Raw genomic sequence first — 24,741 nt, 5'->3', positions numbered from 1 at the left:
CTTTGCCGGTGCGATGGGAGAGATTATCGTCGCAAAATTCAGGTGCGCGCGGGCGTGGGTGTGTGCCAGAGTCGGATTCCGTGACTGTGCCCGTTGTGTGTGATCCGACCGAGGCCGACTGGCCGGGAATGTTTTTGCTGGCCGCGGCCAGTTTCGCCGACTTCATTGGCCCTGAGTCAGCTACCGCCTTGAGGACACTGGTGCCCGCGAATGGCGCGGTGGTGGTCCGTGATGGTGACGGACCCGGTTCAGCAGTGGTCGGGATGGCGCTGTATCTGGATCTGCGGTTGACCGTGCCTGGCTCAGCGGTGCTCCCGACGGCCGGGCTCAGCTTCGTCGCGGTGGCACCGACACATCGCCGACGCGGCTTGCTGCGCGCCATGTGCGCCGAACTGCACCGCCGCATAGCCGATTCCGGGTATCCGGTGGCGGCGCTGCATGCGAGCCAGGGCGGCATCTACGGCCGGTTCGGCTATGGGCCAGCCACCATCTTGCATGAATTGACGGTTGATCGGCGCTTCGCGGTTTTTCATGCCGACGCACCGGGCGGCGACCTCGATAGCAGCAGCGTCCGGTTGGTGAGACCCACCGAGCATCGCAGTGAGTTCGAGGCGATCTATGAGCGGTGGCGCCAACGGGTGCCGGGTGGGCTGCTACGCCCGCAGGTGCTCTGGGACGAGCTGTTGGCTGACTGCAAGGCCACGCCCGGTCGAGACCGTCAATCGTTCGCGTTACTGCATCCCGACGGATACGCGCTTTACCGGGTGGATCGCGCCGATCTCAGGCTAACGCGCGTCAGCGAACTCAGGGCGGTAACCGCCGACGCGCATTGTGCGTTGTGGCGTGCTCTGCTCGGGCTGGACTCGATGGAGCGAATCAGCGTTATCACCCATCCTGGGGACCCATTGCCCCACCTGCTCACCGATACCCGCCTGGCCCGCACTACCTGGCGCCAGGATGGCCTGTGGTTGCGAATCATGGACGTACCGGCCGCGCTCGAGGCGCGCAGCTATTCTCCGGAAATTGGCGAGCTTTCCACCGTGCTCGGTGTATCCGATGGTGGCCGATTCGCGTTCGAGATCCGTGACGGCCGCGCGCGTTGTACTGCTACCGACGCGGCGGCCGAGATCGAAATGGGTCGTGATGTGCTGGGCAGTCTGTACCTGGGAGTGCACCGTGCTTCGACGTTGGCCGCGGCGAACCGGTTGCGCGCCAAAGATTCCCAGCTGCTTTGTCGACTCGACGCGGCGTTTGCCAGCGATGTCCCCGTCGATACCGCGTTCGAGTTCTAAACGACTCGAGTCAGTCACTGATATTGAATGCGGAGATCACCTTGGTCGGGCGGACCCGCACCGCCACCTCGCCGGGCACGGCGTTGCGGCGGCCGAACTCGTCGGCGCGATCAGCCCCCATGTAGCGAGCGCCGGCTCTGGTGGCGATATCCAGCACCGCCTGCGGGTCGTCGGTCAGGCTCGCTACGCCCTGCACCTGCACGAACGAGTACGGCGGATGGGGATCGTCCACACAGATCACTAACCGTGGGTCGCGTTGCAGTGCACGGCCTTTCGGCGAACTACGCACGGTGGTGAACCAGAGCTCGCCGCTATCGACGACGAACCACACCGGCGTCACCAACGGTCGGCCATCAGCGGCGACGAAACCCAGCATCCCGGTGCGGGTGCCTTCGGACAGGAACGCGACGACTCTGTTCGAGAGTTCGGCCATGGGCTAGAGCCTGACCTACAGTCTTACCAATTCGTAATCGGAGATGTGGTCGATGAGCACGCGCAGGTGGTCCTGAGCGGAACCCAGCGTGTGCTCGATCGCGGTGAGTCGGGCGGTGTAGTGGCCGACCGGATACTCCGCGGTCATCCCAATACCGCCGTGCAGCTGGATAGCCTCCTGCCCAATATGCCGGCCCGACCGGCCGACCTGCAGTTTTGCCCGCGACGCGATCACCGGGTCGAAGGTGCCGTCCGCGATCGACATTGCCGCATAGAGGTTCATGCTGCGGGCCATCTCCAGCGATACATACATGTCCGCGGCACGCTGGGTGAGTGTCTGGAACTTATTGAGCGTGACGCCGAATTGTTTGCGCGTCTTGAGGTAATCGGTGGTCAGGCGAAGGGCTTCCTCCATCGCGCCCACCGCCTCGGAGCACAACGCCGACTGAATCCCGATGATGGCGTTGCGGATGGCGAGCGACGCATCGACCGCATTGCCCAGTGGTTCGGCGGGTGTCTGGTCCAAGTCGATCTGGGCGCCGCGCTGGCCGTCGAATGTCGTGTAAACGTGCCGGTTCACGGTTATGTGGTCGTGGTCGCCGCCGACCAGGAACAGCCCGGTGCCGCCGTCCGGCAGTGCGGCGCTGACCACCAGCGTGTCCGCGCAGTCACCGGCGAGCACCGGGTTCTTCCGTCCGCTCAGTGTCCACGAATCGCCCTGCTGTACAGCCCTAGTGACCACGTCGGTGCCCGGATTGCGGTGGCCGGGTTCCAGGTGGGCGAACGCCAGTAGCCGCTGGCCAGCCGCCACATCGCCCAGCAACCGTTGCTGCGCTTGGCTACCCAGTTCGGCGATGAGCGCACCGGGTGCCAGCGCGGCGTGCACGATGGGTTCGGGTGCCAACCGCCGCCCGACTTCGGTGAGTACGACCATGATCTCGATCTGGCCGGCCTCGTCCGGGTCGAACCCGAGACCGAGAATCCCGGTTTCGGCAAGCTGACTCCACACCTCGCGGCTGAAGCCCAGCTCGGTGCCGATGACCTTGTTGCGGCTCTCCGCGTCGTAGCTGCGCGACAGCAGGTCGCGGGTGGTATCGCGGAGCAAGACTTGCTCATCGCTCAACTGAAAGTCCATGGCTGCCTCACAATCCGAGAATGGTAGACGCGACGATGTTGCGTTGCACCTCGTTGCTGCCGCCGTAGATCGACGTCTTGCGGTAGTTGAGGTAGTGCGGGGCACTGCTTTGCGCCCACGCCGGTGCGGCGATGTCGGCACCGCCGTCGATCGGCAGCGCGTCGGGGCCGGCAACCTCGACGAGCAGTTCGGTGGCCACCTGCTGCAATTGGCTGCCGCGCAGTTTGAGCACCGACGACGCCGGGTTGGGCTTTCCGCCCGCGGAGCCCGAAACCACCCTGGCCTGCGTGAGTTCCAGTGCCAGTACCTCGTTTTCGGCCTCGGCCAGTCGCGCCGCGAACAGCGGATCGTCCAGCAGTCCGGTGTGCGCGGCGTGCCGTTTCACCTCGGCGAGGTGCACCTTGGTTCGGCCCACACCGGCGATCCCGGTGCGTTCGTTGCCCAGCAGGAATTTCGCGTACGTCCAGCCCTGATTCTCCTGCCCGACAAGCTGATCGGTGGGTACGCGAACGTCGGAGAAGAACACCTCGTTGACTTCGTGGCCGCCATCGACCAACTTGATCGGTCGCAACGTGATGCCCGGTGTCGACATGTCGATGAGCAGAAACGAGATGCCGGCCTGACGCTTGGGTGCCTGCGGGTCCGTACGCACCAGACAAAAGATCCAATCGGCATGCTGGCCCAGCGTCGTCCATGTCTTCTGGCCGTTGACGATGTAGCTGTCGCCGTCCCGCACTGCGGTGGTCCGCAGCGAGGCCAGGTCGGAGCCGGCGTCGGGCTCGGAGAACCCCTGACACCACCAGATGTCGATGCTCGCGGTGGGCGGCAGGAAACGCTGCTTGAGCTCCTGCGACCCGAATTCGGCGAGCACCGGGCCGACCATCTTGGTGTTGAAGTTCAATGGCTCCGGGACGCAGGCCAATTGCATCTCGTCGGCCCACATTTGATGTTGGGTGGGTGTCCAGTCCTTGCCGCCCCATTCGACGGGCCAACTCGGTACGGCGAGCCCGTGGTCGTTGAGGATCTTGTGGTTGGTGACGATCTGGTCGCGGGTCAGTGCTTCGCCCTGACGCACCCGGTCACGGATCTCGGCCGGTATGTGTGTGGTGTAGAAGGTACGGAGCTCGTCGCGGAAGGCGGCTTCGTCGGGTGTGAGTGCCAGCTTCATGGGCAACCTCCGTTCGCGCCGGTTCGTTCCATCTTGACCCATCCGACTGAGCAGCTTGTGCAGAGCCTCGGATTGATCCACAGCACGGCGATGCGACGCCGTTGGCCGCGCTCGTTCGGCGGTCGCGGTAGCTACCGTCGGCCTATGCGAACCGAACTGCCCGCCGGGCGACTGCAACGACGGCTCGGTGCCGTCCCGGATACCGACTCGCACGCCGAACCTGCAGACCCGAACCCAGATCCCAGCCATGACCCACCGGATGATCCGAACTCGCTGCTGCCGCGTTGGCTTCCCGACACCTCCCGTGGGCAAGGTTGGGTGGCCAGGGTACGCGCGGATCCGGGCCGTGCCGGCGCCATTGCACTGGCGGTGGTCGCCGCCCTCGCGGTGCTGGTCACGGTATTCACCATGGTCCGCGACCGGCCTGTGCCGGTAATGTCGGCCAAGCTTCCTTCGGTAGAACCGGTTTCGCCGGCGAACCCCAGATCGTCGGCAAGCCCCGGCCCGGCGGCCGGTGCTGACCTACCGGTGGTGGTCAGTGTGGTCGGCCTGGTGCACACCCCCGGACTGGTCACCTTGGCGCCGGGCGCGCGGATCGCCGATGCGCTGCAGGCCGCCGGCGGAGCCATCGACGGTGCGGACACCATCGGATTGAACATGGCCCGGCAGCTGGGCGACGGTGAGCAGATCGTGGTCGGGCTGGCCGCCCCCTCGGGGCAGCCGAGCGTGCTGGGCAGCTCGGTCGGCGCGGGCACGGCGGGGCCGGCAGGCACCTCGGGCACCCCGACAACAGCCCCTAAGTCTGCCGCTAAGACAACCGACGTGCTCGACCTCAACACCGCCACGGTGGAGCAGCTGGATGCCCTGCCCGGTATCGGGCCTGTTACCGCGGCGGCGATCGTGGCCTGGCGGCAGCATAATGGCAGGTTCACCAGCGTCGACCAGCTCGCCGACGTCGACGGCATCGGCCCGGCGCGGCTGGACAAGCTGCGGACCCTGGTCCGTGTCTGACACCGGTGCGCGATACCGACTTCGGCGCATCCCGCATCGACGTGCGGCTGGTCCCGGCCGCGCTGACCAGCTGGATCGTCACTGCTACCGGGATCTGGTGGCCGATCGGCACCGCGTGTGCATCGTGCTGCACCGTGGTGGCCGCCACCTCCGGCGCGCTGTGGTGGTGCGTGACGCGCCGGCTGGGGCAAGTTCCGCGACTGGGTGCGATCAGCGCCGGCCTGGTCGCGATCGGTGTCGTGGGCGCGGGGTATGGGCTAGCGGTCGCGTTGCGGGCCGAGGCGGTCGGTCGCCACCCGATCACCGCAGCGTTTGGAACCTCCGCGTTGGTGACGGTCACCCCCAGCGAGAGTCCGCTGTCGCTGGGTCGCGGCAGGTTGATGTTCCGGGCGACGTTGCAGCGTTTGCGTGATGACAAGACATCCGGGCGGGTAGTGGTTTTCGGGCGAGCGCTGGACTTCGGCGAACTGCTGGTCGGACAACCCGCCCGGTTCACCGCGCGCATCAGCCGCCCAGCCCGTCACGACTTGACGGTCGCGGTGCTCAACGCGACCGGTCGGCCAACCATGGGCCGCGCCAGTCCGGTGCATCTGGCTGCCCACACCGTCCGCAGTCGGTTCGCGGGCGCGGTTCGCGAGGTGCTGCCCGCCGATCAGGCCACGATGCTGCCGGCCCTGGTTCTCGGTGATACTTCGACGGTCACTGCCTCAACCGGCCGCGAGTTCCGTGCGGCCGGCTTGACGCACCTGACCGCGGTCTCGGGGGCGAACGTCACGATCGTGTGCGCGGCGGTGCTGTTCTCGGCCCGATTGATCGGACCGAGGGTGGCCGCGGTGGGTGCGACCGTCGCACTGGTGGCGTTCGTCATCGTGGTGCAGCCGACGGCCAGCGTGTTACGCGCGGCCGTGATGGGTGCCATTGCCCTGCTGGGGATACTGGCGTCGCGCCGGCGGCAGGCCATTCCGGCATTGTCGGGCAGCGTGCTGGTGTTGCTGGCAGCCGCTCCGCACCTTGCCGTCGACATCGGCTTCGCGCTGTCCGTGGTGGCGACGGCCGCACTGATCGTTATCGCGCCGGCCTGGTCGCGTCGCCTGGTCGCGCGCGGCTGTCCTGAGGCGCTGGCCGACGCCCTCGCCGTCGCGGGGGCAGCGCAGGTGGTGACGGCGCCACTGGTCGCCGCTATCTCTGGCCGGGTGAGCCTGGTGGCCGCGGCGGCCAATCTGGCGGTGGGGGCCGTGATTGCGCCGATCACCGTGCTGGGTAGCGCTGCGGCCGTGCTGGTGGTCCCGTGGCCGGCCGGCGCGCGACTGCTGATCCGTTTCACCGGGCCCGAAGTGTGGTGGGTGTTGCGAGTGGCGCATTGGGCGGCCGGCATACCCGCGGCGACCGTGCCCGTCGGGGCGGGTTTGCCCGGCATGCTGGTAGTCGGTGGCGCCACCGTGCTCGCGATTGCGCTGTGGCGCTGGCGATGGTTTCGGGCAGCGATGTGCTCGGCGGCGCTGGTGGCCATCCTTTGTCTGCTTGCCTGGTCACTGTCAGGACTCGTCGGCCGGTCGTGACACCATCATGGGGTGAGCGAGGTTTCGCAGTTGCACTTGGTGCTGGGGGACGAAGAGCTGCTGGTCGAGAGGGCGGTGCAGGACGTATTGCGCGCAGCTCGGCGGCGGGCCGGCTCCGACGACGTTCCCGTGAGCCGAATGCGGGCAGGCGACGTCGGTACCTATGAACTCGCCGAACTGCTGAGTCCGTCATTGTTCGCCGAGGAGCGGATCGTCGTGCTGGAGGCCGCCGCCGAGGCCGGCAAGGACGCTGCCGCGCTAGTTGCCTCGGCCGCCGCCGACATCCCGCACGGCACGGTGCTGGTGGTGGTGCACTCGGGTGGCGGGCGCGCCAAAGCGCTGGCCAACGAGTTGGAGTCGCTAGGCGCGCAGATTCACCGATGTGCGCGAATCACCAAGTTCAGCGAGCGCGCGGACTTCATCCGTGGCGAGTTCCGATCGTTGCGGGTCAAGGTCGACGACGAGACGGTGACCGCCCTGCTGGATGCCGTCGGCTCCGACGCGCGCGAACTCGCCTCGGCCTGCTCACAGTTGGTCGCCGACACCGGCGAAGCTGTCGATGCCGCCGCGGTGCGGCGCTATCACAGTGGCAAGGCCGAAGTGAAGGGCTTCGACATCGCAGACAAGGCTGTGGCCGGCGATGTAGCGGGAGCTGCGGAGGCGCTGCGGTGGGCAATGATGCGTGGCGAGCCGCTGGTGGTGTTGGCCGATGCGCTCGCCGAAGCGGTGCATGCCATTGGGCGAGTCGGGCCGCAATCCGGTGACCCGTACCGGCTGGCTGCACAGCTGGGGATGCCGCCCTGGCGGGTACAGAAGGCCCAGAAGCAGGCTCGGCGTTGGTCGCGCGACACGGTGGCAACCGCGATGAGATTGGTGGCCGAACTCAACGCCAACGTCAAGGGCGCCGTCGCGGACGCCGACTACGCGCTGGAAGCCGCGGTCCGGCAGGTCGCCGAGTTGGTGGCGGACCGCAGCCGATGAGTTGGCGGGCCCCAGAGCTCAGAGCTTGTTGAGGGCCCGGGCCAGCGCCGACTTCTTGTTCGCGGCCTGATTCTTATGAATCACGCCCTTGCTGGCCGCCTTGTCCAGCTTGCGGTTGGTCGACGCCAGTAGTTCCGCGGCCTTTTCCTTGTCAGCGGAATGGGCAGCCTCACGGAACGCACGGACGGCGGTGCGAAGCGAGGATTTCACCGCCTTGTTGCGCAGTCGGGCGCGCTCGTTGGTGCGGTTGCGCTTCTGCTGCGACTTGATGTTGGCCACGCGTCAGAGTCCCTTGGTCGGTTTGATTCGGCTGCCCAGGTTATCAGTCGGTTACGTTTTCGCCCAAAAGCGGAATCCGTGGGCTACCGGAATGTCGAATTTGAGGCAGCATAAGACGGGTGAGTCTGCCAAACCAACTCAAGGAGACCAAGCGGCGATCGCCTGCCCGCGCTGAACGCATCTTCGGTGGCTACAACACATCGGCCGCTTATGCGATGGCGTTCGACGAAATGTTCGATGCGCAGGGCATTGTCCGTGGCCCCTACAAAGGCATCTATGCCGAGCTGGCGCCATCAGACGCGTCGGAACTCAAGGCCCGCGCCGATGCGCTGGGCCGGGCGTTCATCGACCAGGGCATCACGTTCTCCCTGTCGGGCCAGGAGCGGCCGTTCCCGCTCGACCTGGTGCCGCGGGTCATCTCGGCGGCCGAGTGGACCCGGCTGGAGCGCGGCATCACTCAGCGCGTGAAGGCCCTCGAGATGTACCTCGACGACATCTACGGTGATCAGGAGATCCTGCGCGACGGCGTCATCCCGCGCCGGCTGGTGACTTCCTGCGAGCACTTTCACCGCGAGGCGGTCGGGATCGTCCCACCCAACGGCGTGCGAATCCACGTCGCCGGCATCGACCTGATCCGCGATGATCGCGGCGACTTCCGGGTTCTCGAGGACAACTTGCGCTCGCCCTCGGGGGTGTCGTATGTCATGGAGAACCGGCGCACCATGGCGCGGGTATTCCCGAACCTGTTCGCCACCCATCGGGTGCGCGCGGTCGACGACTACTCCGCACACCTGCTGCGTGCGCTGCGCAATTCGGCGGCTACCAACGAGGCCGACCCCACGGTGGTGGTCCTGACCCCAGGGGTGGCCAACTCGGCGTATTTCGAGCATTCGCTGCTGGCCCGGCAGATGGGTGTCGAGCTGGTCGAAGGTCGCGACCTGTTCTGCCGGGACAACCAGGTGTACATGCGCACCACTGAGGGGGAGCGTCAGGTCGACGTCATCTACCGGCGCATCGATGACGCCTTCCTGGATCCGCTGCAGTTCCGCGCCGATTCGGTGCTCGGGGTGGCCGGTCTGGTCAACGCCGCCCGCGCCGGCAACGTCGTCATCTCCAGTGCGATCGGCAACGGCGTCGGCGACGACAAACTCGTCTACACCTATGTACCGACCATGATCGAGTACTACCTGCACGAAAGGCCGCTCCTGGCCAACGTGGAGACCCTGCGGTGCTGGCTGGATGACGAACGTGAAGAGGTCTTGGACCGGATCAGCGAACTGGTCGTCAAGCCGGTCGAGGGATCCGGTGGCTACGGCATCGTGTTCGGCCCTGAAGCCTCGCCGGCGGAACTGGCCGTCGTCAGTAAGAAGATCCGCGACGACCCCCGAAGCTGGATCGCGCAGCCGATGATGGAACTGTCGACCGTGCCGACCCGAATCGAAGGCACGTTGGCACCTCGCTACGTGGACCTGCGGCCGTTCGCGGTCAACGACGGCAACGACGTGTGGGTGCTGCCGGGCGGGCTGACCCGGGTGGCCCTGGTCGAGGGCTCCCGGGTGGTCAACTCCAGTCAGGGCGGCGGCTCGAAGGACACCTGGGTGCTGGCGCCACGCGCTTCGGCGGCCGCCCGCGAGTTGGGTGCCGCGCAGATCGTGCGTTCGCTGCCGCAGCCGCTGCCCGACCCCGCGCTGGACGCGTCCGGATCTCAACAGCAAGACGAACAACCGCAGCAGCAGCAACAACAGAAGGCGATCGACTGATGCTGGCCCGCAACGCCGAAGCACTGTATTGGATCGGTCGCTATGTCGAGCGTGCCGACGACACCGCGCGCATTCTGGACGTGGCGGTGCATCAACTGCTCGAGGATTCCAGCGTCGATCCCGACCACGCTTCCCGGCTGCTGTTGCTTGTGCTCGGCATCGAGCCCCCGGATCACGCGTTGGATGTCTGGTCTTTGACGGACTTGGTGGCTTTCAGCACCAACACCTCGGGCGGCTGCTCGATCGTTGACGCGATCTCGGCGGCGCGGGAAAACGCAAAGTCGGCACGGGAAGTCACTTCCAGCGAGACCTGGGAGTGTCTCAACACCACCTATCACGCCCTGCCCGAACGCGAACGCGCTGCCAAACGCCTTGGGCCGCACGAGTTTCTGTCGTTCATCGAGGGTCGCGCCGCGATGTTCGCCGGTCTGGCTGATTCGACGCTGTCGCGGGACGACGGATATCGCTTCATGGTGCTGGGCCGCGCGATTGAGCGGGTCGACATGACGGTGCGGCTATTGCTGTCGCGAGTGGGGGACAGCGCATCGTCGCCGGCGTGGGTGACGCTGCTGCGCTCGGCGGGTGCGCACGACACTTACCTGCGTACCTACCGCGGTGTGCTGGACGCGGGTCGGGTGGTCGAATTCATGATGCTCGACCGGCTTTTCCCGCGCTCGGTTTTCCACTCGTTGAAGCTGGCCGAACACAACCTCGACGAGTTGGGGCACAATCCGCACAGCCGGATCGGGGCCACCAGCGAGGCGCAGCGATTGCTGGGGCAGGCGCGCAGCGAACTGGAATTCGTGCAACCGGGCGTCCTGCTCGAGACCCTGGAAAGCCGCCTGGCGGGCTTGCAGACAACCTGCCGCGATGTCGGAGATGCGTTGGCGCTGCAGTATTTCCACGCCGCGCCCTGGGTTGCCTGGTCGGATGCCGGCGAGCGCGGCCAACTTGTGGTCAGCCAAGGGGAGTCCTGATGTGGCGGATGCGGGTGGTGCACACCACCGGATACGACTATCAGTCCCCGGTCACCGCCTCCTACAACGAAGCCCGGTTAACCCCGCGGTCCAGCAGTCGGCAAAACGTCATCCACAATCGAGTCGAAACCATCCCGGCCACCCGCTCCTACCGCTACATCGACTACTGGGGTACCGCGGTGACGGCATTCGATCTGCATGCGCCGCACACCGAGCTGACGGTGACGTCCGCGTCGGTCGTGGAGACCGAGCGCCCCGAGCCGCCGGTGGCCAAGGCGACCTGGGCCGAATTGGAATCGGCGGCCGTGATCGATCGGTTCGACGAAGTGCTCCGCCCCACCCCGCACACCCCGACAAGCGAACGTGTTGACGCCGTGGCCAGGCGGATCATGAAATACCACGAGCCTAGCGAAGCTGTGGTCGCCGCGGCCCGGTGGGCGCGCAGCGAGTTGGATTACATTCCGGGCACCACCAGTGTGCATTCGTCCGGGCTCGATGCGTTGGAACAAGGCAAGGGCGTCTGCCAGGACTTCGTGCATTTGTCGCTGATTGTGTTGCGCAGCATGGGAATTCCCTGTCGGTACGTGTCCGGGTATCTGCACCCCAAGCGGGACGCCGTTGTCGGAAAGACGGTCGACGGGCGCAGTCATGCCTGGATTCTGGCCTGGACCGGCGGATGGTGGCACTACGACCCCACCAATGACAGTGAAATCACCGAGCAATACGTCAGCGTGGGCGTTGGCCGCGACTACACCGACGTGTCCCCGCTGAAAGGCATTTACTCCGGGGAAGGGGTCACCGACCTGGATGTGGTGGTAGAGACCACGCGGCTGGCCTGAACCTTGACGCGCGCGGCCTAGCCGGGGATTCCCGGTTGGCCGAACAGCGACCCGCCGGCCCCGCCGGGTCCGCCCACGCCGTCCGGGCCGCCGCCGAAGCCCGATCCGCCGGGTCCACCGTTGCCGCCGTTGCCGATCACCTGGGCGTCCCCGCCGCTACCCCCGGGTCCACCGGCGGTGCTGGTCGCGTTGCCGGCGCCGCCCGCGCCGCCGGGGCCGCCGCTGCCGATGATGAAGGCGCCGGCTCCGCCCGCGCCGCCGGTGCCGCCGCCCGACCCGCCGTTCCCGCCCGCTCCACCGTGGCCGAACAGCCCGGCGCCGTACCCGGCGCCGCCGAAGCCGCCCGCGTTGGCCGAGGCGTCGGTGCCGGGGCCGCCGTCACCTCCGTTGCCGCCGATGCCGTACAGCAACCCCGGGCGGCCGCCGTCCCCGCCGCCCCCGCCGAATCCGGGACTTGCCCCGGTGCCGGCGCCATCGCCGCCGTTGCCGCCGTTGCCGAGCAGACCGGTGTCGCCACCCTCGCCGCCGCCCCCGCCCACGAAGGCGCCGACGCCGCCGTTACCGCCGGTGCCGCCGTTGCCGTAGAGCAGCCCCCCATTGCCGCCTTCACCGCCCCCGCCTCCGAAGGAGCCGGTGGTGTCGCCACCGGCTCCACCGGGTCCCCCGTGGCCGAACAGCCGGGCGCTGCCGCCGAGGCCTCCGGTACCGGCGGAGGTGATGGTGTCGTCCGCGCCAATTCCTCCGGTGCCGCCGGCACCGCCGTCACCGAAGAACAGGCCGCCTTGGCCTCCGGTACCGCCGGTGCCGGGCTGAGCCACGTCCACGGCGGCCCCGCCGGTTCCGCCGGGCCCGCCGCTACCCCACAGCCACGCGCTGCCGCCGGTTCCGCCGTTTCCACCGTTGCCGCTGGCGACGACGCCGTCCCCGCCCTTGCCGCCCGCACCGCCCCAACCGATCAGCCCGGCGGCCCCGCCGGTTCCGCCGGGGACCCCGGGGTTGGTGCTGTCGCCGCCCCGGCCGCCGTTGCCGTACAGCAATCCGCCTGGTCCGCCGGGCTGACCCACCCCACCGACGGTTTCTCCGTCGGCGCCGTTACCGATCAGCGGCCGACCCAGCAGCGCTTGGGCGGGCGCATTGATCGTGCCGAGCAGGCTTTGCTGAACGTTGGCCTCGGCGCTGGCGTACGCGGCGCTATTCGCGGTGAGGGTCTGCACAAACTGGTCGTGGAATGCGGCCATCTGGGTGCTGATGGACTGATAGATCTGCGCGTGCGACCCGAACATCGCCGCGACGGCCGCCGACACGTGATCGGCGGCGGCGGCGTGCATGCCGACCGTCCGGGCCGCCGCGGCCGCGTTGGCCTCCGCAATCACCGACCCGACCCCGGCCAAATCGGCGGCCTTGGTCAGCATTGCCTCCGGACCCGTGACCACATACGACATCGGGAACTCCGATCAATTTCCCCTGCGAATCGTATCGCTAGCTGCGCTGACAGCCTGCGTTTCGGCGAAATCGGGGGCCCGTTCACCACCAACGTTCGCGGCTGGGCAGTATGCCCGGTATGAGCGATTCACTGAGCGACGGCACCGGGACGGCACCGACCGGCGAGCGAGGGGGCTCGGCGCTGGTGATGCTGTCCGGGAGCTGTGTGGTGTTGCTGTTCGGTGGACTTGCCGTCGGGGTTGCACTGGGCGGCGTGCTGCCGCTGCCCTACGGGCCGGTGGCCGCGGTCGTGGCGTACATCCGCGCCGAGCCACTCGCGCTCCATGTCATCGCCACCGCGGTATTCACGTCAGCGATACCGCTGGCGGTCTACGCGGCGGTAGCCGCCGCCCGGTTGCGGCAGCTTTCGGTGACCGGCTCGGGTGCCGCGATCGCGTTGGTCGGCGGCACGTTGGCGGCGGGCGCGCTGGGTCTGACCGGTTTGTTGGGTTGGACATTGTCGCGCGCCGAAGTCAGCATGGACCCCGCGCTGGTTCGGGCGATCTACTTCTTGGCGTTTCTCGTCGGCGGTCCGGGGCACATCGTGGCCCTGGGGCTGTTGGTGGCGGGTATGGCGGTGCCCGCCCTGGTCCGGGAGCTGTTGCCGAGACCGTTGGCCTGGTGCGGCGTGGCGATCGCCGGGCTCGCCGAATTGACGACGTTGGTGTTGGCCTGGCCCGAACTGGGTGTGATCTTGCCGATCGCGCGGGTATCGGCCCTGGCCTGGCTGGTCATCGCTGGCGCGCTATTGCCGCGAGTGCACCTCGACCCGGTGTAGGTCGTCGCCGAGCTCGATCTGCCCGCTGAACTCGGTCGCGGCCAGCGCGCGCCACTGCTCCTCTTGTCCCGGCAGGATGGCCGGCACGTAGTGCGTCATGACGAGCGTTCCCACCCCAGCGCGGTTCGCGGTTGCCGCGGCGTCCTGCACCGACGAGTGGTAATCACAGATGTCCTTGAGCCGTTGCTGCGGGATGTTAGAGACGATGTCTTTGCGGATCACCGTGTGTACCAGCGCGTCCGCGCCGGCGGCCAGCTGGTCGAGGCCGTCGCACGGAACGGTGTCACCGGCCAGCACCACCGAAGTGCCGCCGGATTCGATTCGGAACCCGATTGTCGGCGCCACCGGCCGGTGATCGGTAGGGGCCACCCGGATTCTCACGCCGTCACGATCCCAAACTTGGCCCGCGGTGTATTCGTGGACCTCGATCGGTGGTGGTGCGGTCAGATCGGCGTGGTGGGCGATCCGATAGCCGATGTCATGACCGAACGCCTTCAGCGTCGCCACCACCACCTCGGCGGTGCCCGGCGGTCCGATGATCTGCAGCGGGGGAGGATCAGGCGCGAAGTTGGTGACCCAGCTCGTGATGAGCACGTCGCCGAGTTCGGCGATGTGGTCACTATGCAAGTGGGTGAGCAAGACCGCCGTCAATCCCGCGGCGCCGACGCCGACGGCCGCCGCACGCTGCAGCACCCCGCGACCGCAATCCACCAGGAATACCTGCCCACCGGCCCGCACCAGGGTGGACGGCCCGGCCCGGTTCGCGTCCGGGATGGGGCTTCCGGTTCCCAGCAAGGTGATCTCGATCATGGTCCTATCCTGGCAAGCCCGAGTGATGGACACCTATCGGTTGGGGCGCCAATCGCCGCGTGTTCGGGTGTCGGCTTTCCCGCCGTGCGAGTACGCCGTAGCCTGGTGTGAACAGGATCACCACCGGCGGGAGGCCTTGATGCGCATCGCGGATGTCTTGCGGAACAAGGGGGCAGCAGTGGTGACGATCAACCCGGACGCCACGGTCCGGGAACTGCTGGCCGGTCTCGCCGAGCAGAACATCGGTGCCATGGTGGTGGTCGGTTCGGAAGGTGTGGTCGGCATCGTGTCGGAACGTGACGTGGTACGCCAGCTACACACCTACGGTGCCAGCGTGCTGTCTCGCCCGATCTCCAAGATCATGTCGAGCACCGTCGCCACTTGCACAAAATCCGACACGGTCGACAAGATCAGCGTGCTGATGACCGAAAACCGGGTTCGCCACGTCCCGGTGCTCGACGGGAAGAAACTGATTGGCATCGTCAGCATCGGTGACGTGGTGAAATCGCGAATGGGAGAACTCGAGGCCGAGCAGCAGCAGCTGCAGTCCTACATCACTCAAGGCTGATCGCCCGGCTCCTCCTCACCCCGCTGCGCGGCGCGCATCGTCACCGGGCAGGGGCTGATCGCCCGGCTCCTCCTCACCCCGCTGCGCGGCGCGCATCGTCACCGGGCAGGGGCTGATCGCCCGGCTCCTCCTCACCCCGCTGCGCGGCGCGCATCGTCACCGGGCAGGGGCTGATCGCCCGGCTCCTCCTCACCCCGCTGCGCGGCGCGCATCGTCACCGGGCAGGGGCTGATCGCCCGGCTCCTCCTCACCCCGCTGCGCGGCGCGCATCGTCACCGGGCAGGGGCTGATCGCCCGGCTCCTCCTCACCCCGCTGCGCAGCGCGCATCGTCACCGGGCAGGGGCTGATCGCCCGGCTCCTCCTCACCCCGCTGCGCGGCGCGCATCGTCACCGGGCAGGCTAGGTCAGCGCCAGGAAAAGTTGGCGCGCAGCCGGGCGGCCACCACGTCGAAAGTGTCGCGATCCAGTACCGCGCCCTCGCGGCGAATACTTTCTTCGGGCACATCGAGCACGCGGTCGAGCCGGACCCAGCTCTCTCGCCCCTCGTAGTCCCAAGCGCCAGTACCGATTTTGACCCAATCCGGGTCAGCAGCGTGGCGCTGCTGGCTGGACACCATCAGTCCCAGCAGCACGCTACGGTCCCGGCCCACAACGAGCACTGGTCGGTCTTTGCCGCGGCTGGGGTCTTCGTCGTAGACCACCCACGTCCAGACGATCTCCCCGGGATCGGCGCGGCCGTCGAGGTCGGGGGCGTACACCAGTTTGCGGGCCCGCTGCGCAGTGGGGAAGCTGGTGCTGGTCACCGGCCGGCCCGCGGTGATCTCGGTGGGTGGTGGCGGCACGGCGGTGACCATGATGTTCGCGGTGATCTTGACGGCTTGCTGGATTGTCCGAAGGGCGTCCTGTGTGTTCTGCAGCTGACGGACAAGTTTAGGAGCCTCGTTGAACACCAGGTTCTCGGCGAAGCGCTGCAACGTTTTCCACTGTGACTTCCGTGCGGACGCCATGTTGGCAGCATAGACGCGATCAACGAAGCGCGATCGGGTCTCAGTGTGTCCCGGCTGCGCCGCACGGATAGGCTGGATACCCGCAAACCCCCGCTCCAGGAGATTCCCATCAGCAGTTTCGCCGACAACACCTTTACCCCGCCGGCGCAGATTCGGAACTTTTGCATCATCGCCCACATCGACCACGGCAAGTCGACGCTGGCCGACCGAATGCTGCAGCTCACCGGGGTGGTCGACGAACGCTCGATGCGGGCCCAATACCTGGACCGGATGGACATCGAGCGGGAACGTGGTATCACGATCAAGGCTCAGAATGTGCGACTGCCATGGCGGGTGGGTGACCAAGATTACGTGCTACATCTGATCGACACACCAGGTCACGTCGACTTCAGCTACGAGGTGTCGCGTGCACTGGAGGCCTGTGAGGGGGCGGTGTTGCTGGTCGACGCCGCCCAGGGCATCGAGGCCCAGACCCTGGCCAATCTCTACCTGGCGCTGGACCGGGACCTGACGATCATCCCGGTGCTCAACAAGATCGACCTGCCGGCCGCCGACCCGGACCGCTACGCGGGCGAGATCGCCCATATCATCGGCTGCGAGCCCGGTGATGTGTTACGGGTGTCCGGCAAAACCGGTGAAGGCGTGGCTGAACTGCTCGACGAGGTGGTTCGGCAGGTGCCGCCCCCGCACGGTGACGCCGAAGCACCCGCTCGCGCAATGATTTTCGACTCCGTCTACGACATCTATCGCGGCGTGGTGACCTACGTCCGCGTGGTCGACGGCAAAATCACCCCGCGCGAACGCATCGCGATGATGTCGACCGGCGCCACCCACGAATTGCTCGAGGTCGGCATCGTCTCACCGGAACCGAAGGCTAGCGAAGGCCTTGGTGTCGGGGAGGTGGGCTACCTGATCACCGGGGTCAAGGACGTCCGGCAGTCCAAGGTCGGCGACACCGTAACGACCGCCCGCCATGGTGCCACCGAAGCGCTGACGGGCTACCGCGAACCCAAGCCGATGGTCTACTCGGGGCTCTATCCCGTCGACGGCTCGGATTACCCGAATCTGCGTGACGCCCTGGACAAGCTGCAACTCAACGACGCGGCGCTGACCTATGAACCGGAAACGTCGGTGGCGCTGGGTTTCGGGTTCCGGTGCGGCTTCCTGGGCCTACTGCACATGGAGATCACCCGCGAGCGGCTGGAACGTGAGTTCGACCTGGACCTGATCTCGACGTCCCCCAATGTGGTCTACCGCGTCGAATTGGAAGGCGGGGCGGACCCAGGAAGCCAAGCAGCCGTTGTCGTGACCAATCCATCGGACTGGCCCACGGGCAAGATCCGCACCGTGTACGAGCCCGTCGTGCAGACCACCATCATCGCGCCCAGTGAGTTCATCGGCACCATCATGGAACTGTGCCAGTCGCGCCGCGGTGAGTTGGGGGGTATGGACTATCTCTCGCCCGAGCGGGTGGAACTGCGCTACACGATGCCGCTCGGGGAGATCATCTTCGACTTCTTCGACTCACTGAAGTCACGTACCCGTGGCTATGCCAGCCTCGATTACGAGGAGGCCGGCGAGCAGGAGGCGTCCTTGGTCAAGGTCGACATTCTGCTGCAGGGCGAGGCCGTCGACGCATTCTCTGCGATCGTCCACAAAGACGGGGCTTACGCATACGGCAACAAGATGACGACCAAGCTCAAGGAGTTGATCCCACGTCAGCAGTTCGAGGTGCCGGTGCAGGCCGCGATCGGCTCGAAAATCATTGCGCGCGAGAACATCCGCGCGATCCGAAAGGACGTGCTCTCCAAGTGCTACGGCGGTGACATCACCCGTAAGCGCAAACTTCTGGAAAAGCAGAAGGAAGGCAAGAAGCGGATGAAGACCATCGGGCGGGTCGAAGTGCCGCAGGAGGCCTTCGTCGCGGCATTGTCCACCGATGCCGCGGGGGACAAGGGCAAGAAGTAGGCCAAGCCTGTCGTTGGGGTTCGTTGAAGTTGTACATTCACTGTACCGGCGAGAATTAAGGAGCTCAGTTAAACAACTGACTACGAAATAGCGAAGGATCCTGAGAAGTGAGAATTGCGGTCGTGGGAACTGGATATCTCGGAGCCACGCACGCGGCCTGTATGGCAGAACTCGGTCATGAGGTTCTCGGCGTGGATACTGACACCGGCAAAATAGCTAGACTTACCGCGGGCGACCCTCCATTTTTTGAACCGGGCCTTTCTGACCTCCTGGGGGGTGGTCTTGATAATGGTCGCCTAAAGTTCTCCACTTCGTACGAGGAGGCGGCTAGCTTCGCGGGCGTATTCTTTATCACTGTCGGTACGCCGCAAAAGAAGGGCGAATACGCCGCCGATTTGAGCTTTGTTGATGCGGCATTGACCAGTCTGGCGCCCCTACTCGTGAACCCGGCAGTTATCTTCGGAAAGTCGACCGTTCCCGTTGGTACGGCCGCCCGACTGAACAAGATCGCACGAGAATTAGCCCCCGCGGGCGATGCGGTCGAGGTCGCATGGAATCCGGAGTTTTTAAGGGAAGGGTTTGCGATTCAAGATACGCTGCATCCCGATCGTGTGGTTCTGGGCGTCGACGGTAAAGGACCTGGCCGGGCGGAGAGTGTCGCGCGGGAAGTGTACGCGAAACTATTTGATGAAGGCGTACCATTCATGGTGACAGATCTTGCGACGGCCGAATTAGTGAAGTCCGCAGCGAATGCGTTTCTGGCCACAAAGGTGTCGTTCATCAACGCGATCGCTGAGGTCTGTGAGGCGACGGACGCGGACGTGACAGTCTTGGCGGATGCATTAGGGTTTGATGGGCGCATCGGGCGCAGATTTCTGAACGCAGGGCTTGGTTTCGGCGGAGGCTGTCTGCCGAAAGATATTCGTGCTCTAATGGCACGCGCCGGCGAACTGGGCGCGAATCAGCTGCTGACGTTTCTGCGTGAAGTCGACAGCATCAATATGAGCAGGCGAAGACGGATGGTCGACATAACAAGGGACATCTGCGGAGGCGACCTGTTAGGGGCCAAGGTCGCCGTGCTGGGCTGCGCGTTCAAACCGAATTCGGACGACGTGCGGGACTCGCCGGCTCTTAACGTTGCCGGACAGATTCAATTGCAAGGCGCGGCGGTCAGCGTCTTCGACCCGCAGGCCATGGAGAACTCGCGCTCTGTATTTCCCACGCTGAACTACGCGAAGTCTGTGTTCGATGCCTGCGCAGGAGCTGACGTCGTGTTGGCCCTCACGGAGTGGCCGCAGTTCCGATCGATTGATCCCGCCGCTCTCAAGGCCATAGTCCGATCCGCGGTGATCGTCGACGGCCGTAACTTCCTGGATGCTCAGGCATGGAGTGCGGCAGGTTGGATTTATCGGGGATTCGGGCGGCGGGTGAAATTAATAGGAGCCGAGACGGGATAGCCAGATGGATTTCGCGTGTTCAAGGCATCGGAGTTGTTCCACCGCCGGAATGACGAACCTTGTTGGCGCAGCTCAGCGACCCAATAGGGTTGTTGTCGATAGAGGTCTGTTGTCGATAAATCGCTTCATCGCGCTAACGCAGTTGCAATCCGGTGACCTGACGCGACGATAGTCGCGAGTTGAGCTGTTAGGGTGACATTTTGTTCAGGACGCGCGGTCGAGGGTGACATGGTAGCCCATGGCTTCGAAGTCGCGGACTGATGCCTCCCGAGTTTCGTGGTGTCGCGGAACTTCGTTTTTGGCCACGGGTTGAGCAGTTTGGTGAAACAGTTCGAACTCTATCGGGGTTCGCATTCCGAGAGTGGAATGGCATCGTTGGCCGTTGTGAAAGATGTCCAGGTAGTCGAAATCGCATATCCGCCAGCTCGGTTTGCATTCTGCCGCAGAAGGATTCGATTATCACATTGTCATAGCAGTTTCCGATTTACCCTATCGATGGCACTAGCCGGGCGCGCTTGGCGCGGTCGGTGAAAGGCTCAGGAGGTGAATTGCACGCTCTGGTCGGAGTGGATGATCTCGCCCGCCTGCGGATCACGGTTGGCGACGGCCATTCCCAGTGCGTTGGTGACCCACTGCGGCGGTCCGGCTTGGGTCGATCGATACCCAACTACGCGCCGGGAGAAGGTATCGAGCACGACCGCGCAGTACACCTTGCCCTCGTAGGTACGGTGTTCGGTGATGTCGGTGACCGACAACCGATTTGGCGCGCATCACTAGTAAACATCCGGCTCGACTTGGATCGGATGCCGTCAGGCCTGTACATAGAAAATGCTGCCGTCTTCGGTAGAAATTGTGGCATTCCATGGCGGTGGAATGCCACGCAGAAATAGTACTTATATCGGAAATAGCGCAATTACGGATGTCGCGATAGGCCTACCAAATTCACTTTCACTGGCATGCGTGGATAAGCCCTTCGTCAGTCCGGCACCGTCGTGCACAAGAGGAGTCTACTCATGACAACGTTGCGAAAGTTGCGCCATCGCGTTACCTCTTTGACCCGTTGGCAGTTGGGCGGTACGTACCCCCTCGCCACTGCGTAGAACTCGGTGTGCGGGGGCACTGCGGGTGGATTGGCGAGGCCGTGTTCCCTCCATTCCGGTCGAAGCGACCACCAGCCCCACCAGAACAAGCACCTGTGATTCGGGTAGATAGCGTATTTTCCTGGGCCCGTTTCGCAAGTGTACGGGTGGTCAGTTGGTGCCTTGTCGAGGAGCTCGGGAACACTAGTTTGCCAGTAGTCGTTGTTTTCGGGCGCGCCAAGCAGGTCGGCCAAGATGTTCCGGTTGGAGTACTGATACGGGAAAGTCGTCACCTGTGTGACGAGGGGTAGAGCGATCGCCAAGGCGCCGATTGCCGACCACGCTGTCTGCCCGGGATGCTCCCAACGGGAGTAGAGCCAGCGTAGGCCAAACGTTGCAAGAACCGCTGCGGCCGGTGCTGCGAATAATAGTTGTCGAAGGCCCGCATCCAAGCCGAACGTGATCACGACAAGCGGGAAAGTCAGTGCTTGGGCTTCCACCGCCACTAGCCCTGCCGCCAGCGGCGGATCTTTCCTCAACGACGCAACCACCGTCGCGGTCGCCGTAATAACACCCACGGTAGCCAGCAAAAGCATAAGGATAGGCACTTCAACTATTGTGAGAAAAGGGATGAGACCCCGACCCCGCCTTGATTCGTATTCAAATTGCCCGTAGCTTGCGGTGGCTTCGATTGAATTTATGAGCAGCTGGACAGGACGCCCGAATACACGATGATCAATCGCCAGCAAACCTGCGACAGCCACCGCGAACGCGATTCCGAGCGATGTTGCGATCCGCCGACTCAGCTTGCGGCCGATCGCGAGCACAGCAAGCGCGGCGAACGTGCTCGCCAGGACCGCTGGCCACATTCCAGGGCGGGTGCCAACCATGACGAAGGTTCCGGCCGCGAGCAGTGCTGGCGCAAACCAACGCGTCAGCGCTTTCTGCGGGTCACTCATGATGAGCATCGCAAGCCCAAGGACCATCAGCGTATTCCCGGTGGCGACCGGAGTGTCCTTGACATTGAACATTGTGCTGCCGGTCCACATTGGCAACGCGGAGAGTCCGCCTGCGGCGACCAAACCCCAGCGCCTGTCCCGCATTACGACCGCGCCCAAAGCCCCGGCGGCAGCTACGCCCACTAGTCCAATGAGGACAACACCGACATGCCGGGCGTGGAAAGCGCGGGCATCCGTACTAACACTGCCGGGCTTCTCTGCGCCTACCGCGACCGTCAAACCGTGGAGTGCCAGCATCGTCACGGGCGCATAGACGTATGCCTGGCGCGGCATTTCGTGCAGGTGGTCCTTACGTTCTTCGTCAAGAACGTAGAGGCCATCCTTGAAATATCCTCTCAGGCGTTCTACGTGAACAGGTTCATCCGTGGATACGCCGGTTGTCACGGCACCGTAGAAGCCCATCACCGCACCGGCGATGATGGAGAAGATGGCGACCGCTACCAGCAGCAGTGGCGGGCGCAGAGGAGAACGGGGCGCCGGGTTCACGAACGCACCCTAGGCTTGCTTCCGCCGCGCGCGATCAGCCAGCTCCCGAATGCGAGTGACACATCAGCCGCGGTATGCACCGCGCGAGCGAGCAACGCCAGCGCCGCGGCCGGTGCTGCTCCGATCACGGGTGCCGTCAGCACAATAAACATCGCTTCCCGTGCGCCAAGCCCCGCCGGAGCGAACACGACGACGACCCCGATGGCGTATGAGATGGCGAAGGCTCCCGCCAGGAGCCAGAAATGGCGGGCAGACGACGCGAGTTTCAGCAGAGCGAGAGCGTACAGTCCCCAGACGCAGCCCATGAGCCCGATCAGAAGTGCAGACTGCGTCCAGCCCAACCGCATAGTCCGGCCGGCGAGCCGCTTACCAAGCCAACGCACCACCGGCGGGGTCAGCGCCAGCAGTGTCGCCACGACACCCGCGACGGTCGCAGCCCGAGGCCAGGGCGCATCGACCGCCTGGGCCATACAGGCGAGCCCACCGACGAGGACCGCGGTGGCGACGTTGTAACCGAGGAAGATCAGGCCCGCACCCGCGGTGACGCGGGCCGGGATATCGCACCGCCGCGCCAGGTACGCTTGCGCCCCGACTGTCCACACCGAGCCGGGCACATATTTACCTAGCTGCCCGACGAAGAAGATCGACAGGGCATCACGCAGACCAAGTTCGGCGCCCAGACCTGCCATGATGGTTCGCCAGATCACCGCGGTGATGAACAAGCCCACAAGTGTGAGCGCCAGCGCAGTCGCCAGCTGGGCAACCGAGGTGTTCCGCAACTCGGCCCACAGTTCGTCTTCGCGTCCCCGAAACCCCCACCAACCACCAAGGGCAACGGCCACCAGGAAAGCGACTCGTGCCAGGTTCATCCACCGACTGCGTGCCATCCAGTTCAGTCCTGCAACCGAACCAGCGCAGTACGAGTCGGGTACGGCAGCGCGGGCGTCAGGCCACGGGTCCATTTCACCTGCACGGGGAGCTGTGCCTTGCTAATGGCCTCTCGGTAGCGTTTGCGGTCAACGTTGTCGAATACGAGCAGTCCATCGGCTGCAAGGCGCGGGAGTGCCTTTGCGAAACATGCTTCGCGCGCCCGGCCATCGACAACGATCAAGTCGAAGTTGCCCTCTAAGTCATCGATCGCTGCGACGTACTTGCTGAAGTCAAGTCCCTCAAACCCCCGCTTCCGGGAGCGGACCGCGTCGGGTGAATTGGCCAGGTCAGGCTTCACGGTACGCACGTCGACGTTGTCCGTGGCCACATTTGTCCCACATATCTGGGCCCGAAGCATGTCGGCCCACGCTGCATTGTCCTCAATGGAGGTCACCTCGCCGGCGCGATGCGCGAGCCACGCGGTTGAGGCACCAGAACCCCATTCGAAGACACGTGCCCTCGGGCGAGATGCAAGGAAGTTCGTCACATCGTCTGCGGACTTGAATGTCCACCAGGGCACGTCAAGAAGGAGGAGGTCGTGGAAGTCATAGATTGACAGCAACGAACGCGCCCAGGTGCCCGTGCGGGAACGCCTCGCCCACCGGTCAAGCAAGCGAAGTAGGCCGGTGGCGCCCAGGAAGGTGCGCAAGGCGCGGGTGATGCCGACATAGGCGCGTTTCATCGCGTCTCGCGCACCATACTGCGATTGTGCAGGTAAATAACCAACTCGGCCAGCAATCCGAAGATGAAGACCTGCAAGCCCACAAGGACCATCAGGACGCCTGCGACAAGCAGAGGTCTGCCGCCGATGGGGTGGCCCAGCATGAGCTTGTCGTACACGAGGTACAGCAAGGTCAGGGTGCCCAGTGCCAGGCTGGTGAGGCCCATGCCGCTGAACAGATGGGATGGCCTGCTCTCGTATGTCATTAGGAACCGGATCGTGAGGAGATCCAGAAACCCACGCCAGAAGCGCGCAATCCCGTACTTGCTGCGCCCGGCCAAACGGGGGTGATGCAGTACGGACAATTCGTCGACGCGGTAGCCGCGCCAGTGCGCAATGACCGTCAGGTAGCGGTGGAGTTCGCCATACATCATCGGCGCTACATCCGTAGCAACCTGGGCACGCATCACCTTGAAACCAGAGTTGAAGTCCCGTCCCGGTGTCCCCGACAGAGTGCCTGTCACTCGGTTGTAGAGCTTGGACGTGGTCCGTTTGACGAAGCGGTCGTTGCGAACGGTACGCGCACCCGTGACCAATCCTGGGCCTTGTTCCAGCTGGGCTACCAGGCGCGGGAGTTCAGTGGGATCGTCCTGACCGTCGGCGTCCATCATTGCCACAATGGTCGCGCCACCCTCGACCGCGATACCAAAACCGCGCCTGAGAGCCGCAGCTTTGCCCTGATTTCGGCCCATGCACTCTACGGATATGCCCGCGTACTCCGCGGCCACCTTCTCCATCACGCCGGTGGTGTCGTCGGTCGAACCATCATCGACAACCAGCACGCGCGCGCCAGCGTCGATACTCGTCGCCGACTCAACCACCTTCGGGATGACTACCTCGAGGTTCTCGGCTTCGTTGAACGCGGGCACCACAACCCACAACATCTGGCTCAACCTTTCGAACAACGGTGCGCCGTTACCCATTTCGAGAGCGTCTGTCCATCGGGAGCCTAGCTGATCGGGGATGTAGCGCGCTCGAGAAATGCGTGTCGGCCCGCCGAAG

At 65.1% G+C, this 24,741-nt stretch carries 22 protein-coding genes and 1 pseudogene; 11 read left to right on the top strand and 12 right to left on the bottom strand.

The features are described 5' to 3' along the window. Positions 1 to 62 precede the first annotated feature (62 nt). Positions 63 to 1,292: an enhanced intracellular survival protein Eis gene (locus AADZ55_RS15490; protein WP_085324520.1), complete on the top strand. Its 1,230-nt coding sequence runs from the start codon at positions 63 to 65 to the stop codon at positions 1,290 to 1,292. 10 nt (positions 1,293 to 1,302) lie between these two features. Here AADZ55_RS15490 and AADZ55_RS15485 read toward each other — a convergent pair whose 3' ends face one another. From AADZ55_RS15485 to AADZ55_RS15475, 3 genes are read right to left on the bottom strand one after another with little or no spacing between them, the layout of a single operon-like run. After that, positions 1,303 to 1,725: a PPOX class F420-dependent oxidoreductase gene (locus tag AADZ55_RS15485; RefSeq protein ID WP_085324521.1), complete on the bottom strand. Its 423-nt coding sequence runs from the start codon at positions 1,723 to 1,725 to the stop codon at positions 1,303 to 1,305. 15 nt (positions 1,726 to 1,740) lie between these two features. Next, positions 1,741 to 2,859: an acyl-CoA dehydrogenase family protein gene (locus AADZ55_RS15480; protein ID WP_085324522.1), complete on the bottom strand. Its 1,119-nt coding sequence runs from the start codon at positions 2,857 to 2,859 to the stop codon at positions 1,741 to 1,743. A 7-nt stretch (positions 2,860 to 2,866) separates the two neighbouring features. After that, positions 2,867 to 4,027, bottom strand: a complete 1,161-nt coding sequence (locus tag AADZ55_RS15475; protein WP_085324551.1) for an acyl-CoA dehydrogenase family protein — start codon at positions 4,025 to 4,027, stop codon at positions 2,867 to 2,869. 144 nt (positions 4,028 to 4,171) lie between these two features. Here AADZ55_RS15475 and AADZ55_RS15470 point away from each other — a divergent pair, with 144 nt between their 5' ends. Genes AADZ55_RS15470 through holA form a run of 3 tightly spaced genes read left to right on the top strand, consistent with a single transcriptional unit; the run spans position 4,172 to position 7,578 of the window. Beyond that, entirely contained in the window at positions 4,172 to 5,038 is an 867-nt protein-coding gene (locus AADZ55_RS15470) for a ComEA family DNA-binding protein (protein WP_085324523.1), read from the top strand. 5 nt (positions 5,039 to 5,043) lie between these two features. Beyond that, positions 5,044 to 6,597: a ComEC/Rec2 family competence protein gene (locus tag AADZ55_RS15465; RefSeq protein ID WP_085324524.1), complete on the top strand. Its 1,554-nt coding sequence runs from the start codon at positions 5,044 to 5,046 to the stop codon at positions 6,595 to 6,597. A 30-nt stretch (positions 6,598 to 6,627) separates the two neighbouring features. Then, positions 6,628 to 7,578, top strand: coding sequence for a DNA polymerase III subunit delta (gene holA / locus AADZ55_RS15460; protein WP_085324552.1), 951 nt, complete (start codon positions 6,628 to 6,630; stop codon positions 7,576 to 7,578). Positions 7,579 to 7,596: 18 nt separating this feature from the next. Here holA and rpsT read toward each other — a convergent pair whose 3' ends face one another. Continuing rightward, on the bottom strand, positions 7,597 to 7,857 hold the full coding sequence (gene rpsT / locus AADZ55_RS15455) for a 30S ribosomal protein S20 (protein WP_085324525.1): 261 nt from the start codon (positions 7,855 to 7,857) through the stop codon (positions 7,597 to 7,599). 110 nt (positions 7,858 to 7,967) lie between these two features. Here rpsT and AADZ55_RS15450 point away from each other — a divergent pair, with 110 nt between their 5' ends. Genes AADZ55_RS15450 through AADZ55_RS15440 form a run of 3 tightly spaced genes read left to right on the top strand, consistent with a single transcriptional unit; the run spans position 7,968 to position 11,433 of the window. Further along, the gene (locus AADZ55_RS15450) at positions 7,968 to 9,617 is read left to right on the top strand and encodes a circularly permuted type 2 ATP-grasp protein (RefSeq protein WP_085324526.1); all 1,650 of its coding nucleotides are present in this window, start codon (positions 7,968 to 7,970) and stop codon (positions 9,615 to 9,617) included. Next, a complete protein-coding gene (locus tag AADZ55_RS15445) occupies positions 9,617 to 10,594 on the top strand; it encodes an alpha-E domain-containing protein (protein WP_085324527.1) in 978 nt (325 codons plus the stop codon). Before AADZ55_RS15450 ends, AADZ55_RS15445 begins: the two co-directional genes overlap by 1 nt. After that, a complete protein-coding gene (locus AADZ55_RS15440; RefSeq protein ID WP_085324528.1) occupies positions 10,594 to 11,433 on the top strand; it encodes a transglutaminase family protein in 840 nt (279 codons plus the stop codon). Before AADZ55_RS15445 ends, AADZ55_RS15440 begins: the two co-directional genes overlap by 1 nt. A 17-nt stretch (positions 11,434 to 11,450) precedes the next feature. On the opposite strand, the gene AADZ55_RS15435 is transcribed toward AADZ55_RS15440, so the two are convergent. Then, the gene (locus AADZ55_RS15435; protein ID WP_085324529.1) at positions 11,451 to 12,875 is read right to left on the bottom strand and encodes a PE family protein; all 1,425 of its coding nucleotides are present in this window, start codon (positions 12,873 to 12,875) and stop codon (positions 11,451 to 11,453) included. Positions 12,876 to 12,994: 119 nt separating this feature from the next. Here AADZ55_RS15435 and AADZ55_RS15430 point away from each other — a divergent pair, with 119 nt between their 5' ends. After that, complete coding sequence (locus AADZ55_RS15430; protein WP_207569056.1) at positions 12,995 to 13,693, top strand: hypothetical protein; 699 nt, start codon at positions 12,995 to 12,997, stop codon at positions 13,691 to 13,693. Here the strand turns inward: AADZ55_RS15430 and AADZ55_RS15425 are convergent. Continuing rightward, a complete protein-coding gene (locus tag AADZ55_RS15425; protein ID WP_085324530.1) occupies positions 13,661 to 14,503 on the bottom strand; it encodes an Rv2407 family type 3 sulfatase in 843 nt (280 codons plus the stop codon). The genes AADZ55_RS15430 and AADZ55_RS15425 overlap by 33 nt on opposite strands. A gap of 139 nt (positions 14,504 to 14,642) precedes the next feature. On the opposite strand from AADZ55_RS15425, the gene AADZ55_RS15420 reads away from it, so the two are divergent. Next, a complete protein-coding gene (locus tag AADZ55_RS15420; protein ID WP_085324554.1) occupies positions 14,643 to 15,071 on the top strand; it encodes a CBS domain-containing protein in 429 nt (142 codons plus the stop codon). Positions 15,072 to 15,476: 405 nt separating this feature from the next. On the opposite strand, the gene AADZ55_RS15415 is transcribed toward AADZ55_RS15420, so the two are convergent. Then, entirely contained in the window at positions 15,477 to 16,079 is a 603-nt protein-coding gene (locus AADZ55_RS15415) for a type II toxin-antitoxin system PemK/MazF family toxin (protein ID WP_207569174.1), read from the bottom strand. Between AADZ55_RS15415 and lepA the strand changes: the two are divergent. Continuing rightward, positions 16,067 to 18,047: pseudogene (gene lepA / locus AADZ55_RS15410) on the top strand (translation elongation factor 4). The gene AADZ55_RS15415 and the pseudogene lepA overlap by 13 nt on opposite strands. Before the next feature lie 107 nt (positions 18,048 to 18,154). Beyond that, a complete protein-coding gene (locus AADZ55_RS15405; RefSeq protein ID WP_085327448.1) occupies positions 18,155 to 19,504 on the top strand; it encodes a UDP-glucose dehydrogenase family protein in 1,350 nt (449 codons plus the stop codon). Positions 19,505 to 20,040: 536 nt separating this feature from the next. Here the strand turns inward: AADZ55_RS15405 and AADZ55_RS15400 are convergent. From AADZ55_RS15400 to AADZ55_RS15380, 5 genes are all read right to left on the bottom strand, one after another. Then, entirely contained in the window at positions 20,041 to 20,259 is a 219-nt protein-coding gene (locus AADZ55_RS15400) for a DDE-type integrase/transposase/recombinase (RefSeq protein ID WP_085327449.1), read from the bottom strand. Positions 20,260 to 20,480: 221 nt separating this feature from the next. Then, positions 20,481 to 22,088 carry a hypothetical protein gene (locus tag AADZ55_RS15395; RefSeq protein ID WP_085327450.1) on the bottom strand — a complete coding sequence of 536 codons (1,608 nt, stop codon included), beginning with the start codon at positions 22,086 to 22,088 and terminating at the stop codon, positions 20,481 to 20,483. Next, a complete protein-coding gene (locus AADZ55_RS15390) occupies positions 22,085 to 22,975 on the bottom strand; it encodes a lysylphosphatidylglycerol synthase domain-containing protein (RefSeq protein ID WP_165759467.1) in 891 nt (296 codons plus the stop codon). The genes AADZ55_RS15395 and AADZ55_RS15390 overlap by 4 nt, the downstream gene beginning before the upstream one ends. Before the next feature lie 5 nt (positions 22,976 to 22,980). After that, positions 22,981 to 23,700, bottom strand: coding sequence for a class I SAM-dependent methyltransferase (locus AADZ55_RS15385; protein ID WP_085327452.1), 720 nt, complete (start codon positions 23,698 to 23,700; stop codon positions 22,981 to 22,983). Further along, on the bottom strand, positions 23,697 to 24,608 hold the full coding sequence (locus AADZ55_RS15380) for a glycosyltransferase family 2 protein (RefSeq protein ID WP_165759468.1): 912 nt from the start codon (positions 24,606 to 24,608) through the stop codon (positions 23,697 to 23,699). Before AADZ55_RS15380 ends, AADZ55_RS15385 begins: the two co-directional genes overlap by 4 nt. Positions 24,609 to 24,741: the final 133 nt, after the last annotated feature.

It is taken from the genome of Mycobacterium decipiens (assembly GCF_963853665.1).
GTDB classification, from domain to species: Bacteria; Actinomycetota; Actinomycetes; order Mycobacteriales; family Mycobacteriaceae; genus Mycobacterium; species Mycobacterium decipiens.
This window is presented reverse-complemented; position numbering and strand designations above follow the sequence as displayed.

Coding starts and splice junctions, on each gene's coding strand:
- AADZ55_RS15485 (WP_085324521.1), bottom strand. CDS start 1,725: ATGGCCGAACTCTCGAACAGAGTCGTCGCGTTCCTGTCCGAAGGCACC.
- AADZ55_RS15480 (WP_085324522.1), bottom strand. CDS start 2,859: ATGGACTTTCAGTTGAGCGATGAGCAAGTCTTGCTCCGCGATACCACC.
- AADZ55_RS15475 (WP_085324551.1), bottom strand. CDS start 4,027: ATGAAGCTGGCACTCACACCCGACGAAGCCGCCTTCCGCGACGAGCTC.
- AADZ55_RS15470 (WP_085324523.1), top strand. CDS start 4,172: ATGCGAACCGAACTGCCCGCCGGGCGACTGCAACGACGGCTCGGTGCC.
- AADZ55_RS15445 (WP_085324527.1), top strand. CDS start 9,617: ATGCTGGCCCGCAACGCCGAAGCACTGTATTGGATCGGTCGCTATGTC.
- AADZ55_RS15440 (WP_085324528.1), top strand. CDS start 10,594: ATGTGGCGGATGCGGGTGGTGCACACCACCGGATACGACTATCAGTCC.
- AADZ55_RS15435 (WP_085324529.1), bottom strand. CDS start 12,875: ATGTCGTATGTGGTCACGGGTCCGGAGGCAATGCTGACCAAGGCCGCC.
- AADZ55_RS15430 (WP_207569056.1), top strand. CDS start 12,995: ATGAGCGATTCACTGAGCGACGGCACCGGGACGGCACCGACCGGCGAG.
- AADZ55_RS15425 (WP_085324530.1), bottom strand. CDS start 14,503: ATGATCGAGATCACCTTGCTGGGAACCGGAAGCCCCATCCCGGACGCG.
- AADZ55_RS15420 (WP_085324554.1), top strand. CDS start 14,643: ATGCGCATCGCGGATGTCTTGCGGAACAAGGGGGCAGCAGTGGTGACG.
- AADZ55_RS15415 (WP_207569174.1), bottom strand. CDS start 16,079: ATGGCGTCCGCACGGAAGTCACAGTGGAAAACGTTGCAGCGCTTCGCC.
- AADZ55_RS15390 (WP_165759467.1), bottom strand. CDS start 22,975: ATGGCACGCAGTCGGTGGATGAACCTGGCACGAGTCGCTTTCCTGGTG.
- AADZ55_RS15385 (WP_085327452.1), bottom strand. CDS start 23,700: ATGAAACGCGCCTATGTCGGCATCACCCGCGCCTTGCGCACCTTCCTG.